This is a genomic window from Streptomyces sp. NPDC127098, from assembly GCF_042722465.1.
Lineage (GTDB): Bacteria > Actinomycetota > Actinomycetes > Streptomycetales > Streptomycetaceae > Streptomyces > Streptomyces millisiae.
Genome location: NZ_JBHXFJ010000026.1, coordinates 1 through 14,981, shown reverse-complemented (window position 1 = coordinate 14,981; position 14,981 = coordinate 1). Strand labels below are relative to the sequence as shown.

13 protein-coding genes are annotated in these 14,981 nt (G+C 73.5%); 7 read left to right on the top strand and 6 right to left on the bottom strand.

What is annotated here, in order from left to right:
* Positions 1 to 131: 131 nt before the first annotated feature.
* Positions 132 to 1,433, top strand: a complete 1,302-nt coding sequence (locus ACFWI8_RS18165; RefSeq protein ID WP_387092203.1) for an SGNH/GDSL hydrolase family protein — start codon at positions 132 to 134, stop codon at positions 1,431 to 1,433.
* 54 nt (positions 1,434 to 1,487) lie between these two features.
* Here the strand turns inward: ACFWI8_RS18165 and ACFWI8_RS18160 are convergent, their stop codons facing one another.
* On the bottom strand, positions 1,488 to 1,889 hold the full coding sequence (locus tag ACFWI8_RS18160; protein WP_387092200.1) for a winged helix-turn-helix transcriptional regulator: 402 nt from the start codon (positions 1,887 to 1,889) through the stop codon (positions 1,488 to 1,490).
* 113 nt (positions 1,890 to 2,002) lie between these two features.
* On the opposite strand from ACFWI8_RS18160, the gene ACFWI8_RS18155 reads away from it, so the two are divergent.
* Both ACFWI8_RS18155 and ACFWI8_RS18150 read left to right on the top strand, forming a co-directional pair.
* On the top strand, positions 2,003 to 2,374 hold the full coding sequence (locus ACFWI8_RS18155) for a RidA family protein (RefSeq protein ID WP_387092197.1): 372 nt from the start codon (positions 2,003 to 2,005) through the stop codon (positions 2,372 to 2,374).
* 75 nt (positions 2,375 to 2,449) lie between these two features.
* Positions 2,450 to 3,547 (top strand): NADH:flavin oxidoreductase, encoded by a 1,098-nt coding sequence (locus tag ACFWI8_RS18150; RefSeq protein WP_387092195.1) that lies wholly within the window; start codon positions 2,450 to 2,452, stop codon positions 3,545 to 3,547.
* Between the two features lie 34 nt (positions 3,548 to 3,581).
* Here the strand turns inward: ACFWI8_RS18150 and ACFWI8_RS18145 are convergent, their stop codons facing one another.
* Both ACFWI8_RS18145 and ACFWI8_RS18140 read right to left on the bottom strand, forming a co-directional pair.
* Entirely contained in the window at positions 3,582 to 4,853 is a 1,272-nt protein-coding gene (locus ACFWI8_RS18145) for an SGNH/GDSL hydrolase family protein (RefSeq protein ID WP_387092394.1), read from the bottom strand.
* 112 nt (positions 4,854 to 4,965) lie between these two features.
* Positions 4,966 to 6,267 carry a PHB depolymerase family esterase gene (locus ACFWI8_RS18140; protein WP_387092192.1) on the bottom strand — a complete coding sequence of 434 codons (1,302 nt, stop codon included), beginning with the start codon at positions 6,265 to 6,267 and terminating at the stop codon, positions 4,966 to 4,968.
* 45 nt (positions 6,268 to 6,312) lie between these two features.
* Here ACFWI8_RS18140 and ACFWI8_RS18135 point away from each other — a divergent pair, with 45 nt between their 5' ends.
* Entirely contained in the window at positions 6,313 to 7,407 is a 1,095-nt protein-coding gene (locus ACFWI8_RS18135; protein WP_387092189.1) for a helix-turn-helix domain-containing protein, read from the top strand.
* A gap of 4 nt (positions 7,408 to 7,411) precedes the next feature.
* On the opposite strand, the gene ACFWI8_RS18130 is transcribed toward ACFWI8_RS18135, so the two are convergent.
* From ACFWI8_RS18130 to ACFWI8_RS18120, 3 genes are all read right to left on the bottom strand, one after another.
* Entirely contained in the window at positions 7,412 to 8,347 is a 936-nt protein-coding gene (locus ACFWI8_RS18130; RefSeq protein ID WP_387092186.1) for an alpha/beta hydrolase, read from the bottom strand.
* Positions 8,348 to 8,441: 94 nt separating this feature from the next.
* Entirely contained in the window at positions 8,442 to 8,990 is a 549-nt protein-coding gene (locus ACFWI8_RS18125) for a flavin reductase family protein (protein ID WP_387092183.1), read from the bottom strand.
* Positions 8,991 to 8,993: 3 nt separating this feature from the next.
* Positions 8,994 to 10,217 carry a M20 family metallopeptidase gene (locus ACFWI8_RS18120; RefSeq protein ID WP_387092180.1) on the bottom strand — a complete coding sequence of 408 codons (1,224 nt, stop codon included), beginning with the start codon at positions 10,215 to 10,217 and terminating at the stop codon, positions 8,994 to 8,996.
* A gap of 62 nt (positions 10,218 to 10,279) precedes the next feature.
* Here ACFWI8_RS18120 and ACFWI8_RS18115 point away from each other — a divergent pair, with 62 nt between their 5' ends.
* The 3 genes from ACFWI8_RS18115 (at position 10,280) to ACFWI8_RS18105 (ending at position 14,801) form a co-directional block, all read left to right on the top strand.
* Positions 10,280 to 11,101: a TIGR02452 family protein gene (locus ACFWI8_RS18115; RefSeq protein WP_387092177.1), complete on the top strand. Its 822-nt coding sequence runs from the start codon at positions 10,280 to 10,282 to the stop codon at positions 11,099 to 11,101.
* 220 nt (positions 11,102 to 11,321) lie between these two features.
* A complete protein-coding gene (gene leuS, locus ACFWI8_RS18110; RefSeq protein ID WP_387092174.1) occupies positions 11,322 to 14,162 on the top strand; it encodes a leucine--tRNA ligase in 2,841 nt (946 codons plus the stop codon).
* Positions 14,163 to 14,207: 45 nt separating this feature from the next.
* Positions 14,208 to 14,801 carry a hypothetical protein gene (locus ACFWI8_RS18105; protein WP_387092172.1) on the top strand — a complete coding sequence of 198 codons (594 nt, stop codon included), beginning with the start codon at positions 14,208 to 14,210 and terminating at the stop codon, positions 14,799 to 14,801.
* The last annotated feature ends 180 nt before the right edge of the window (positions 14,802 to 14,981 follow it).

The following is a 14,981-nucleotide window of genomic DNA, read 5'->3' as shown; positions in this document are numbered from 1 at the left end:
CAGCACGGCGTCGCCGGGCGCCGCGACGCCCTCCGCGGCCGACAGATGTCGGGTGTGTGGCGGCGGGTCGCAGGGCAACGTGTCGGTGATTTCGCGCCGTCCGGCGCGAACCCGCAGCGGAGGGGACACCGTTGAAGCCCTTGAGATACCTCGGCCGCCTGGCGGCCGCCGTGTTGGCGCTGTTGCTCGGCGCCCTGCTGCTCGCGCCCGCCGCGCAGGCGTCGGCGTCGGGGTCCGGCGGGTGGTCCTGGGTCGGGACGTGGGCGACCGCGCCCACCACCAGGCCGGCCACCGACACCACCACCTTCGAGGACCAGACGATCCGGCAGGTGGTGCGCGCCAGCGTCGGCGGCGCCGCGGCTCGGGTCAGGTTCTCCAACGAGTTCGGCACCGAGCCGCTGGTCATCGGCGAGGCCAGGATCGCCAGGCGGGACCCGGCGGGCGACGGATCGAGCGCCCTGCCAGGCACCGACCGACGGCTGACGTTCAACGGCCGCGCCCGGGTCACCGTGCCCCCCGGCGAGCGGCTGGTCAGTGACCCCGTCGGGCTGCGGATCCCGGCCCGCGCCGACCTGTTGGTCAGCGTCCACCTGCCGGAGCGCACCCCGGGCGCCACCCTCAACGCCTACGCCAACCAGGAGAACTACCTGGCCGACGGCAACGTCGCCGCCCGCACCACCATCACCCCGACCGGCACCACCGACCGCTGGTACTTCCTCACCGGCGTCCAGGTGACCGGCCAGGCGGCGCGCGGCGCGGTCGTCGCGCTCGGCGACTCGCTCACCGTCGGATCGACCCTCAACAGCAACCACCGCTGGACCGACTTCCTCGCCGAGCGGCTGCGCGCCGAGCCGGGCCGGCTGGCCGGGACCGGCGTGCTCAACGCCGGCATCAGCGGCAACCGGCTGCTGCGCGACCCCAACCCGCCGGCCGGCTCGCCCGCCCACGGCTGGGCCGCGTACTTCGGCCAGGCGGGCATCACCCGCTTCGACCGGGACGTGCTGTCCCAGCCGGGCGTGACCCATCTCGTGCTGTTCCTCGGCATCAACGACATCGGCCAGCCCGGCACCCGCTCCGCGCCCGAGTCCGAGCAGGTCACGGCCGCCGAGGTCATCGCCGGGCAGCGGCAGTTGATCAGGCGGGCGCACGAGCGGGGCGTCCAGGTGATCGGCGCCACCATCACCCCGTTCCGCGACGACACCCTCGGCTTCTACAGCCCGGCCAAGGAGGAGGTGCGGCAGCAGGTCAACCACTGGATCAGGACCAGCGGCGAGTTCGACGCGGTCGCCGACTTCGAGGCCGCCGTCCGCGACCCGGCGCGGCCCGACCGGCTGAACCCGGCCTACGACCGCGGCGACCACCTGCACTTCAACGACGCCGGAAACGCGGCGCTGGCCGCCGCGTTCCCCCTGGAGGCGCTCGGCGGGCGGTGACGCCCCGTGCCTCCGCCGCCTCCGCCGGCACCGGAGGCGGCGGAGGCGGCGGCCTCACTCCCCGGGAGTCGGACTCGCACTCGCACCCGCCGCCGCGACCCCGGTCGGAGCAGTGTGGTGTCGCGCGGGGCTCCATGCCCGGTACTCCTGGCCCCACTGTTCGAGCTGGCCGATGATGGCGCGCAGGCTCTCGCCGACCGCGGTGACGGAGTACTCGACCCTCGGTGGCACCTGCGGGTACACGGTCCGCAGCACCAGACCGTCGGTCTCCAGTTCCCGAAGTTGCCTTGTGAGCATGCGCGGGGTGATCCCGTGGAGCGCCTTGTCGAGCTCGCCGAAGCGCAGGGTGCCTTCCAGGAGATGCCGCAGGATGACCAGCTTCCACTTGCCGCCGATGACCTCCAACGCGGCCTCCACCGTGCACTCCTCGGCCACGTCCTCAATGCGCGGGCGCATTCCAACCCTCCTGACCTCGGCACTATACAACGTGATAGTACAGGTCATTAAAGACCGTACTTGTGGTGATCGATACTACGTCTGAAGCTGTCACTATGACTGCGATAGAGCGTGTGGAACACGACCCCGACTGGTATGAGCCGTACCGCATCTCGCTGGCGATCAAGGCGAATGGCCTGGTATTCGTCTCCGGCCAGGCGGGAATCGACGAGAATGGTCGCACCGTGGGGGTGGGTGATTTCGAGACCCAGGCCCGCCGGGCGTTCAAGAACCTGGCGACGGTGCTCGAACAGGGCGGCGGCAGCCTGGCCGATGTCGTGAAGGTGACCATCATGGTCACTGACATGAGTTTCCTGGACCAGATCGTCCAGTTGCGTGCGGAGTACTTCACCGAACCCTACCCTGCCGACACGCTGCTGCAGGTGGCCGGACTCGCGCAGCCCGACTGGCTGGTGGAGATCGACGCGATCGCGATCGCCCGATAACGGGGGCTCGATTCATATGCGAGAAGTGACGACGAACAAGGCTGGCACGTAATGGGAGCAGGATCGGAAACCACCGTGGCGGACCCCCTGTTCACGCCCGTGGGCCTTGGCGGCATCGTCCTGCGGAACAGGGTCGCGGTGGCGCCCATGACCCGGATCAGTGCCACCGACGACGGCAGGGTCACCGACCGAAACGCCGACTACTACGTACGCTTCGTGCGAGGCGGCTTCGGCCTCGTCATCACCGAGGGGATTTATCCGGACGCCGAATACAGCCAGGGCTACTGGAACCAGCCCGGGCTGTCCACCGGCGCGCAGGCAGCGGCGTGGCGCACGGTGGTCGACGCCGTGCACCGGGCCGGGGGCGCGATCGTCGCCCAGCTCATGCACGCCGGCGGGCAGAGCCAGGGGAACCGTCACCGCGACGGCGCGGTGGGCCCCTCGGCCGTCGCCCCGCGGGGCCGTCAGCTGAGCTTCTACCGGGGCAGTGGCCCTTTCCGGACGCCGCGGATGTTGAGCCTGGAAGAGATCGCCGGGGTGAGACACGGATTCGTCGCCGCCGCGCGGCGTGCGGTCGCGGCGGGCTTCGACGGGGTCGAGATCCACGGCGCCAACGGCTATCTCATCGACCAGTTTCTGACCGACTACACCAATCAGCGGGCGGATCACTACGGCGGCCCGGTGGGGAACCGGGTGCGCCTGGCTGCCGAGATCTGCGCCGACGTCATCCAGGCCGTGGGTTCTGAGACCACGGTCGGCATCAGGATCTCCCAGACCAAGGTCGGCGATTTCGCACATCGCTGGGCCGGCCGGAGCGGAGACGCCGAAACCATCTTCGGCGTGCTCGGCCGGACCGGGGTGCACTACGTGCACACCACCGAATCCGATGCGACCGCCCCCGCGTTCGGCGACGGCCCCGCGACCCTCGCCGAACACGCCAAGCGGCACAGTGGCACGTCGGTCCTCGCGAACGGAGGGCTGGCCGCCCCCGCGGCCGCCCGCTCCCTCATCGCCGCCGGCACGGCCGACATGGTGGCCCTGGGCAGACCCGCCCTCGCCGACCGTGACTGGGTGCACGCCGCCCGGGAGGGTCGTGAACCCGGCACGCGGTCGCTCACCGACCTGCTCGCGCCCCTCGCGGACATCAAGGACACCGAGCTCGCCGGCCGGTGAGGGCGGAAGTCCGGCACGTCAGGTGAAGTCGCGCTCACTCGAAACCGAAGTCGACGGGGAGCGGAGCCGGCCGGAAGAGACGGGTGGGCACGGCGGCGGCCAGCATCCGGTAGCCCTCCGGGTTCAGGTGCAGGCCGTCGCCGACGTCCGCCGCCGGCCGGAGGCGTTCGGGGGCGGCCGGGTCGCGGACGGCGGCGTCGAAGTCGATGACCGCGTCGAACCGGCCGCTGGCGCGGATCCAGTCGTTGACCCGCTGCCGGGTGGCCTCCCGCAGCCCGCCCGGGTCGTCGTAGAGGTCGTTGCCACCGAACGGGGTGAGCGTGGCGCCGTAGACCCGGATCCGCTGGGCGTGGGCGCGCACCACGATCTGCTCGTAGGCGGCGATCAGCCGGTCGGCGACCGCGCGTTGGTCCTCCGGGGTGGCGGGCGCGGTGCCGATGTCGTTGATCCCCTCGAAGACCACCAGCCAGGAGACGCCGCTGGTGGCGAGCATGTCGCGGTCGAGGCGGGCCAGCAGGTTGGGGCCGAGGCCGTCGTTCAGGATCCGGTTGCCGCCGGCCGCCTGGTTGAGCACGGCGGTCGACCCCCGCAGCCGGTCGAAGAGCTGGTCGGGCCAGCGGTCGTTGCCGTTGGTGGTGGAACCTCGGCCGTCGGTCAGCGAGTCGCCGACGACGGCCACGGCGGCGGTGGAACTCGGCGACCACACCTCGACGCCGCTGAGGAAGTACCAGTGGTCGGTGCGGGTGGCGCCCGGCAGGTCGTCCGCCGTGACGTGGTCGCCGGCCAGCAGCCAGGAGGCGGTGCGCGAACCGGGGTGCGAGGTGATGTCGTTCGAGGCCTGGCCCTCGGCCAGGTAGAGCGTGACCGTCAGGTTGGTGCCGGCCGCCAGGTCCAGGTCGAGCGGGTCGGAGACGGCCTGCGCGCCGACCGGGATGGTGACGGACGGCCGGTCCTGGAAGGTGACCTGCCGCGAGGTGCCGGGCTCGACGGCGCTGACGCCGGCCAGTCCGTCGCGCGGCAGCGCCACCGAGACCGCGGTGATGGGCAGGGGCGCGCCCCCGAAGGCGTTGGAGAAGCGCAGCCGCGCGTGTTCGCCGCCGACCGTGACCCGCACGGTCTGCCGCAGCGTGGCGTCGGCCAGCACGAGCCCGTCCTGGGCGAACGGCGCGGGCGGCATGTTGGCCGGCTCGGTGAGCTGCGGCATCGCCGTCCAGGTGTTGACCCAGTGCCGGCCGCCCGGCGCCGCGTTGCCCGCGCCCGAGGCGCCGACCACCGACGACGCGGCGACCAGGGCGATCGCGAGCATCGCCACGGCGGCCAACTGGACGAGCCACGGCGTCGTTCTCGGCGTCGTCCTCGGCGTCGTTCTCCACGGCTCTCTCATGTGAGCGCGCCCCTTCATGTCGAGTCCTTTCCGCTCAGCCGGTGGCGCAGCTGGCGCCGTTGAGGGTGAAACCGGTCGGTGCGCCGGCGTTGCCGGTGTGGTTGGCCTGGAAGCCGATGGAGACGCTCGCGCCGGCCGCGATGGTCGCGTTGTGGGTGGCGTTGGTGGCGGTGACCGTGCCGCTGCTCGGGCTGTAACCGGCGTTCCAGCCGGAGGTGATGGTCTGCCCGGTGGGCAGCGTGAACCGCAGCGACCAGCCGTTGACCGGGCTGGTGCCGGTGTTGGTGACGGTGAGGGACGCGGTCAGGCCGGTGTTCCAGGCGTTGGTGGTGACGCCGACCCGGCAGGACGACGCCGGGGTGCCGGGGTCCCCGCCGCCCGGCGGCGGCGTGGTGGTGGAGTTGAGGCCGAAGAACTCGATGACCCGGGCCGCCATGCCGGACTGCGGCACGTTGTGGCCGACGCCCTGGAGGCTGATGGCCTCGACCGGGGCCTGGGCGCCGGTGCCCCCGTAGCGGGTGCGGGTCCAGTTGGCCTGCGGGGTGTCGGTGTAGGCCGGGGTCTGGCTGACGCCCAGCACGTTGGTCCACTGCTTGACCTGCTCGCCGAAGTTCGGGTAGCGCAGTGTGTCGTCGTTGGTGCCGTGCCAGATCTGCATGCGCGGCCTGGCGCCCGTGTAGCCGGGGTAGGCGTTGCGGACCGCGTTGCCCCACTCCTGCGGGGTGCGGGAGATCTGGCCCTGGGCGCAGGCGCTGTTCCAGCCCGAGCCGTCGGTGGTGGCGAAGCAGCCGAACGGCACGCCGGCGAAGGCGGCGCCGGCCCGGAACACGTCCGGGTAGACGCCGAGCAGGACATTGGTCATCATCGCGCCCGACGAGGCGCCGGTGACGAACACCCGCGCGGGGTCGGAGCCGTGGGTGCGCTGCACGTAGTCGACCATCGACCTGATGCCGACCGGGTCGCTGCCGCCGCCGCGCGTCAACGCCTGCGGCGAGGACACGTCGAAGCAGTTGCCGCTGCGGGTGGCGGACGGGTAGACGACGATGAAGCCGTAGCGGTCGGCGAGCGACGCGAACTCGGTGCCCGAGTGGAACGCGGGCCCTGAGCCGGTGCAGTAGTGGACGGCCACCAGCACGGCGGGTCGGGGGGCGACGGTGTCGGGCACGTAGAGGTGCATGCGCAGGTTGCTGGGGTTGGTGCCGAAGTTGGTGACCTCGGTGAGCGTCGCGGCGTGAGCCGGTGGCGCGGTCACCAGGAGCGCCGCGAGGAGCGGCAGCACGCCGGCGAATAACGCGGCGAGCAGTGAACGGACGTGTCGGGCGGCTCTGTTGGGCATGTCGGTGTCCTTGTCCTTTCGACATCCTTTTCTAGACTTGCGGTTGTGAAGGGCTTGCTGCTGCGCCTGTCGTCCCTTGACGCCGACGCCGCCGCCGCCGTCCGGGTCATCGCGCACTTCCAGGCGCTGCTCGCGGCCGGCCGGCTCGACCCGGCGGCGCTGGCCCGCTCGGCGGCCGGCCTCGCCGAGTGCCCGGTGGGCGTGGAGTTGGCGGGCGGCCGGATGTTCCGCGCCGGTCCCGACGGCGCGGGGCTCGCCGGGCCGCCCGGGCGGGCCTCGGGGCAGACGGCGCTGCGCCCAGCAGGCCGCGTCTGGCTCGAACGGCCGGGCGAGGCCGGCCCGTTCGACGATCTGTTGCTGGAGTGGCTGGCCATCGCGGCGCACACGCTCGAACACCCGCTGCGGGTGGCCGACCCGGCGCTCGTCGAGGTGGCGCTCTCCGCGCGCGAGTCACTGGCGGACCGCGCCAGGGCGCTGCGGCTGCTCGGGCTGGCCCCCGAAGCACCGCTGCGCGTCCTGGCGTTCGCGGCGGCCGACGGCGGCGACGCCGAGGTGGCGGCGCTGGCGCTGCTCGGCCGGGGCGCGGTGCCGGGCACGCTGCGGGTGGCCAGGCTCGGCGGGCTCGGCGTGGCGCTGCTGCAGGACCGGGCGTCCGGCGCCGGCTCGCCGGCGGCCGAGCTGCGGGCGGCGGTGCGCGGCGGCGTGCGGGTCGGGATCGGCGGCGGCGTCGAGGCGCCGCGGGCCAGGCACTCCCTGGAACAGGCGTCGGTCGCCCTGCGGTTCGCCGCCGCCGGGCCGCCGGCCGAGGCGGTGGTGGACCACGACGAGCTCGGCCCGGCCACGGTGCTCGCCGAGGTGCCGGCGGCGCGGCTCGGCGCGCTGCCCGACGTGCGGCGGCTCGGCGAACTCGCGGCCCGCGACGGCGGCGAGTTGAACCTGGCGGCGCTCGCCGCGTTCTGCCGCACCGGCTCGCTCCGCCAGGCGGCCGCCGAACTCCACCTGCACCACAGCTCGGTGGCCGCCAGGCTCGGCCACGTACAGGCCGCCACCGGCTGGCGGCTGCGTGATCCGGCGCACCGCTTCCGGGCCCAACTCGCCCTGTACGCCAGGCGTCTCGCGCTGGCCCCGGCGGAGGGCTGAGCGCTCACCACGCGAGCGCCCGGCCCAGCACCGCGACCTCCTCCGCGGCCATCCGGCGTGCCACCGCCGAGTGCCGCACCAGCGCCGAGCCGTGGAACGTGCCGGGGTACAGGTGCAGTTCCGTGGTGACGCCGGCGCCGAGCAGGGCGCGGGCGTAGTCGATGCCCTCGTCCCGCAGCGGGTCGATCTCCATCACGGTGACATGGGCGGGCGGCAGCCCGGCGAGGTCGGCCGCGGTGGCACGGGCCGGCGCGGCCGTCACCGGCACGTCGGGCGAGCCCGGCACGCCCTCCCCCAGATAGGCGGCCCAACTCCGCAGCGCGTTGGGCCGGTTCCAGATCGGGGTGTCGGTGAACCGCAGGGCGCTCGGGGTGGTGAGCCGGTCGTCGAGCGCCGGGCTGTCGAGGTACTGCAGGCGCAGCTCGGGCCCGCCCAGGTCCCTGACGAGCATCGTGACGGCGGTGGCCAGGCAGGCCCCGGCGCTGTCGCCGGCCACGGCCAGCGCCTCGGGCCGCACGCCGAGTTCGGGGGCGTGCTCGGCGAGCCAGCACAGGCCCGCGTAGCAGTCGTCGAGCCCGGCGGGGTACGGGTGTTCCGGCGCGAGCCGGTAGTCCGGGGAGACCACGGCGCACGGCAGCGCCCGGCACAGCCGCAGGTTGATCTCGTGGTCCACGTCGGGATGGCCCATCGTGAACCCGCCGCCGTGGATCCGGTAGACCGCGGGCAGCGGCTCGCTCCCGGCCGCCGCCGGCCGGTAGAGCCGCAGCGGCACGCCGGGCCCGCGCAGCTCGGTGACCGTGACCCCGGTGGCGTCGGCCGCGGCCACGGCGGCGGCCAGCTGCGCCTGCTGGGCGGCGCGGGCCGCGGCCAGGTCGGAGACGTCCACCGCCGACATCATGGCCAGCGCCGCGGCCAGTTCGGGATCGAACGCGTAGGGCATGCGCCCACCGTGACACCAGTGGCATGTCCGGGTCATCAGACGTGCGTCGGTCGTGCGCCGGGTCGGCACCCGACGCCCGCGTCGCCCGCTCCGGTCAGATCGCCGAGTGGTCGCCTATGTGGTGGTACGTGCGGTCGTGGTGGACCAGCGGCGCCACGCCCTCACGGGTCTCGGCCGCCAGGGCCAGCAGCGAGACCAGGTAGCTGCCGCCGACCGGGGTCCGCTCCAGCACGCGGGCGCGGAGCCAGGAGACCGCGCCGTCGATCACCGGCTCGCCGGTGTCGAGCGTGGACCAGCCGCCGGCGGCGAAGCGGTCGATGCCGCTGGTCGCGAAGCGGGCCGACACGTCGTCCTGGTGGTCGGCGAGGAAGCTCACCGCAAGCGTCCGCGCCGCCGCGACCGCCGGCCACGACGAGGAGCCGGCGGCCAGCGAGAACGCCAGCAGCGCCGGCTCGGCGGAGACCGAGATGACCGAGGTCGCGGTGAAGCCCACCGGGCGGCCCCGGTGCACGAGGCCGATCACCGTGACGCCGGCCGGGTGTTGCCGGAAGACGCGCTTGAACTCAGCGGCCGGCAGCCCGCCGGCGGCCTCGCCGGCGGACGCGGGCCCCGGCGGAATCCGGGGTGCGGGACGGTGGGACACGGACTACCTCCCGTGGAACGGATGGCCTGTCACCAGATGGCCCAGGGCCAGCTCCGTGAGGAGCGCGGCCTGGTCGGGCAGGATCGAGTCGTCGAAGAGGGCGTTGGGGGAGTGGTTGCCCTCGATCGGCCGGTCGTCAGGGGTCGGCGGCGCGGCGCCGAGGAAGCCGAAGGCGCCCGGCACGCGCTCCAGCATCAGCGAGAAGTCCTCCGACCCCGTACGCGGGTTGGCCAGCGGCCGGTAGCGGTCGGCGCCGAAGAGACCGATCGCCGTGGCGGCGTAACGGGCCGCCGCCGCCTCGTCGTTGACCGTCACCGGCAGCTCCCGCTCGTAGCCGACCTCTGCCACCAGACCGTGGCCGGCGGCGATGTGGTGTGCCAGGCGCGGGAGTTCGACGGCCAGCCGCTCGGCGGTCTCGCTACTGAAGGCGCGCACGCTGGCGCGCAGGGTGGCCGTCTCTGGGATGACGTTGGGCGCGCTGCCCGCGGCCATCTCCCCCACCGTGACCACCACCGGGTCGAACACGTCGAAGCGGCGGGTGACATAGGTCTGGAGCGCCGTGATGATCTCCGCCGCGACCGGCACCGGGTCCAGGGCCTGGTACGGCCGCGAGCCGTGGCCGCCCCGGCCGCGCACCGTCACCTCGAGCAGCGAGTAGCCGGCCATCAGCGTGCCCGGCCGGGTGGTGAGGACGCCGCGCGGCAGATCGGCGACGACATGCACGCCGTACGCGGCCACCGGAGGCGCGCCCGCCGCGTCGAGCACCCCCTCCTCGATCATGATCCGCGCGCCGCCGCCCGCCTCCTCGCCCGGCTGGAACATGAACACCACCGCGCCCGCCAGCTCGTCCCGCCGCGGAGCCAGCAGCCGGGCGGCGCCGACCAGCCCCGCCACATGCAGGTCGTGGCCGCAGGCGTGCATGGCGCCGTTGGTCGAGGCGTACGGCAGCCCGGTCCCCTCGGTGACCGGCAGCGCGTCCATGTCGCCGCGCAGCAGCACCGTGGGCCCCGGCAGGGCGCCGCGCAGCACCGCGACCACCGACGTGGTCCTGGTGCCGGTGGTGATCTCCAGGCCGAGCCCGGCCAGCGCGTCCAGGATCCGCCGCTGGGTCCTCGGCAGGTCGAGCCCGACCTCCGGGTCGGCGTGCAACTCCCGGCGTAGCGCGATCAGTTCGCCGCCGATCCGGGCCGCCAGCGCCCGGGTGGAAACCGATGTGTCCTCGCCCATGCCCGCCCGCTCCACTCGTTATTTCGTCGAACTGACGCGAACTCCTTGCTAGTGTCCGGCACATGGCAAGCAGACTGCGGTCGATCGCGACCGAGAACGAGGAGATCGCCGAGCGAGGAAGCTACCAAACGACCGGGGGCGCCTCCGTCGCGATCGCCGAACCCCTCGCCGCCGCCGTGGCCGGTACCGTCTCCTACCCGCCGGACGCCGGCGTCACCGGCACCGCCCACGGCCCGTTCACCGGCCGCCCCGAGGTCACCGGGGAGGGCAGCCTCGACGCCGCCAGGCGACTCACCGACGACGGCGCGGCCCACGTCGCCGTCCTCAACTTCGCCTCCGCCCGCAACCCCGGCGGCGGCTACCTGCGTGGCGCCCGCGCCCAGGAGGAGGATCTGTGCCGCGGCGCCCTGCTCCACCACTGCCTGCTGGCCGCCCCCGACTACTACGCCGCCCACCGCGCCTCCCGCGACCTGCGCTACAGCCACCGCGTCATCTGGTCCCCGCGCGTCCCCGTGATCCGCGACCAGCACCACGCGCTGCTCGACACCCCCTACCCCGTGTCGTTCCTGACCTCCCCCGCCCCCAACGCCGGCCAGCTCGCCCTGCGTTCGGGCGGTCGCCCGGTGGACGTCGCCGACCTGCTCGCCGAGCGCGCGGAACGCGTGCTGGCTGTCGCGGCCCGGCACGGCGCCCGGGAGCTGGTGCTCGGCGCCTGGGGCTGCGGCGTCTTCCGCAACGACCCGGCCGAGGTGGCCGCCGCCTTCGACCGGGCCCTCACCGTGCACGGCGCCGCCTTCGACCGGGTCGTCTTCGCCGTCTGGAGCCGCGGCCCCGAGTCGCCGAACCGCGCCGCCTTCGAGGCACGCTTCCCGACCGCCGGCTGAGCGGCCTCCCGACGGCACGACGGCCGGCCGCCCGGGCTCCCGCGGCCGGCGCGAGGCCGGGCGGCCCCCTGGCCCCGTGCGCTACCCTGACGCTATGCGTGCCGTACGCCTTCTGCTTACGTGGCCGCGCTGACCAGGCAAGACGTCAGCGCGGCGGCCCCTCCTGAGTGAGGGGTTTCTTCATGACGTGGCGGAGACGATCGATGGAGTTCCGAAGACGATGAGCGAGACACACAGGTACGACGCCGCCCTGGCCGCTGACATCGAGGCGCGCTGGCAGGAGTACTGGGAGCGGCACGGCACGTACGAGACGCCCAACCCGAGCGGCGACCTGGCCGACGACCCGGAGCAGGCGGCCAGGCCCAAGAAGTTCATCATGGACATGTTCCCGTACCCCTCGGGTGCGGGGCTGCACGTGGGCCACCCGCTGGGCTACATCGCGACCGACGTCTACGCCCGCTACCAGCGGATGGCCGGCCACAACGTGCTGCACACCCTGGGCTTCGACGCCTTCGGCCTGCCCGCCGAGCAGTACGCCGTGCAGACCGGCACCCACCCCCGGGTCTCCACCGAGGCCAACATGGCCAACTACCGCTCCCAGCTGCGCCGCCTGGGCCTGGGCTACGACCAGCGGCGGTCCTTCGCCACCATCGACCCGGACTACTACCGCTGGACGCAGTGGATCTTCCTGCGGATCTTCAACTCCTGGTACGACGAGGAGGCCGGCCGCGCCCGGCCCATCGCCGAACTGGTCGCCGCCTTCGAGGCCGGCGAGCGCCCCACCCCGGACGGCCGCCCCTGGGCCGAACTGACCCCCGCCGAGCGCGCCACCGTGCTGGACGGCCACCGGCTGGCCTACGCCGCCGACGCCCCGGTCAACTGGTGCCCGGGTCTGGGCACCGTGCTGGCCAACGAGGAGGTCACCGCCGACGGCCGCTCCGAGCGCGGCAACTTCCCGGTCTTCAAGTCGACGCTGCGCCAGTGGAACATGCGCATCACCGCCTACGCCGACCGGCTGGCCGACGACCTGGACACCGTCGACTGGCCCGAGGCCATCAAGCTGCAGCAGCGCAACTGGATCGGCCGCTCGCACGGCGCCCGTATCGCCTTCGCCGTCGGCGACGCCGGCGATGTCGTCACCGTCTTCACCACCCGCCAGGACACCCTGTTCGGCGCCACCTACATGGTGCTGGCCCCCGAGCACCACCTGGTCGACGCCGTCGTGCCCGACGCCTGGCCGGCCGACACCCGTGACGCCTGGACCGGCGGCCACGCCACCCCGGCCGAGGCCGTCGCCGCCTACCGCAAGCAGGCCGGCACCAAGTCCGACGTCGAGCGGCAGGCCGAGGCCCGCGAGAAGACCGGCGTCTTCACCGGCGCCCACGCCGTCAACCCCGCCACCGGCGAGCGGATCCCCGTCTTCATCGCCGACTACGTGCTGGTCGGCTACGGCACCGGCGCCATCATGGCCGTCCCGGCCCATGACAGCCGCGACTTCGCGTTCGCCCGCGCCTTCGACCTGCCCATCCGCTGCGTCGTCGAGCCGACAGACGGGCGCTCCGCCGACCCCGCCACCTGGGACGACGCGTTCGCCTCCCACGACGGCCGGCTGATCAACTCCGCGAGCGACGCCGTCTCACTGGACGGCCTGACCGTGCCCGAGGCCAAGACCCGGATCAACGAGTGGCTGACCGCCGCGGGACTGGGCGAGGGCACCGTCAACTACCGCCTGCGGGACTGGCTGTTCAGCCGCCAGCGGTACTGGGGCGAGCCCTTCCCGATCGTCTACGACGAGGACGGCATCGCGCACGCCCTGCCCGACTCGATGCTGCCACTGGAACTGCCCGAGGTCGACGACTACTCGCCCCGCACCTTCGACCCGGACGACGCCGACACCCAGCCCGAGCCGCCGCTGGCGCGCAACGAGGAGTGGGTGAACGTCACCCTGGACCTGGGCGACGGGCCGAGGAAGTACCGGCGCGAGACCAACACCATGCCCAACTGGGCCGGTTCCTGCTGGTACCACCTGCGCTACCTGGACCCGCACAACGACCAGGCCCTGGTCGACCCGGATCTGGAGCGCTACTGGATGGGCCCGCGCGACGGCCTGCCCACCGGCGGTGTCGACCTGTACGTCGGCGGCGCGGAGCACGCCGTACTGCACCTGCTGTACGCCCGCTTCTGGCACAAGGTGCTGTTCGACCTGGGCCACGTGTCCTCGGCCGAGCCGTACCACAAGCTGTTCAACCAGGGCATGATCCAGGCGTACGTCTACCGCGACGAGCGTGGCTTCCCGGTCCCGGCCGCCGAGGTCGAGGAGCGCGAGGACGGCTTCTGGTACGAGGGCGCCCGCGTCAGCCGCGATCTTGGCAAGATCGGCAAGTCCCTGAAGAACGTCGTCTCGCCCGACGACATCTGCGCCACCTACGGCGCCGACACGCTGCGGCTGTACGAGATGGCGATGGGCCCGCTGGACGTCTCCCGCCCCTGGGAGACCCGCGCGGTCGTCGGCCAGTACCGGCTGCTGCAGCGGCTGTGGCGCAACGTGCTGGACGAGACGACGGGCGAGGTCACCGTCGTGGACGTCGAGCCCACAGAGGAGACGCTGCGGGCCGTCAACAAGGCCGTCGACGGCGTCCGGCAGGACCTGGACGCGCTGCGCTTCAACACCGCCATCGCCAAGATCACCGAGCTGAACAACCACGTCACCAAGCTGGCCGAGGTACCGCGCCCGGTCGCCGAGACCCTGGTGCTGCTGATCGCGCCGCTGGCCCCGCACGTCGCCGAGGAACTGTGGCAGCGTCTGGGCCACGAAACCAGCGTCACCCGGGCCGACTTCCCCGTCGCCGACCCGGCCTACCTGGTGGACGAGACCGTCACCTGCGTCGTCCAGATCAGGGGCAAGGTGCGGGCCAGGATCGAGGTCGAGCCGGCCATCGCCGAGGCCGACCTGGAGGCCAGGGCGCTGGCCGAGCCCGCGGTGGTCGCGGCGCTGGGCGGCGCCGGGATCCGCAAGGTCATCGTCCGGGCCCCGAAGCTGGTGAACATCGTCCCGGCCTGATCCCGGGGCGGTGGCCCTACCCTGGGGAGCGGAGGTGTGTCGGACATGGACATCCTGATCACTCTGCTCGGCCTGTCGTTCCTCGCCTTCGTGGCCGTCGCCGGGCTGGTGGTGTGGGGTGCGCGCGCGGTCGCCCGAAGAGCCGCGCGCGCCCGCGACGACCTCCGCCGCACCTTCACCGACGCCGTGCTGAACGCGCGCGCCGCCCAGCCGGGCGCCGTCGGCGACGCGGCGCGCATCCGCAGGGAACTGCGCGCCGCCCTCGACAGCACGCGCGCCGCGCTGCGCGCCGACGCGTCGCTTGCCGAGGCGCGTGCCCTGTTCGAGCAGCTCACCGGGCACGCCGAGCAGCTCGACCGGGAGCTGACGGCGCTGATGACCGGCGAACCGGACCGCGCCAGACTCGCGGCCCGCCTCCCCGAGCTCCGCACCCGCGCCGACCGCATCCGCCGCTCGGCCGACTCCCTCCGCTTCGCGGCCCAGGAACGGGCCCACCGCCACGACGCGGAGGCGCTCGACGCGCTGCACGACCAGATCGACCTGGAGTCGAACGCCCTCCGCCACTGGACACCGACGCCGGCCCCCGAGACACCACCGCGGTCCACCCCACCGTCCCTGGACAAGGGCACGCCCTCCTGACGATCCGCGCGACCGTTCGCTGCGCGGGCGCGCGTCGCGCGCCGCCGGGCCGACCAGGCGGCGCAGCCGCCGAGGTCGAGCCTGCGGCCGTGTCGGCCTGCGGCCGTGTCGGCCTGCGGCCGTGCCGCGCCCACCCACCCGCCCTTGGCGGGTGGCCTCGCGCGGCACGGGCCGCGTGGC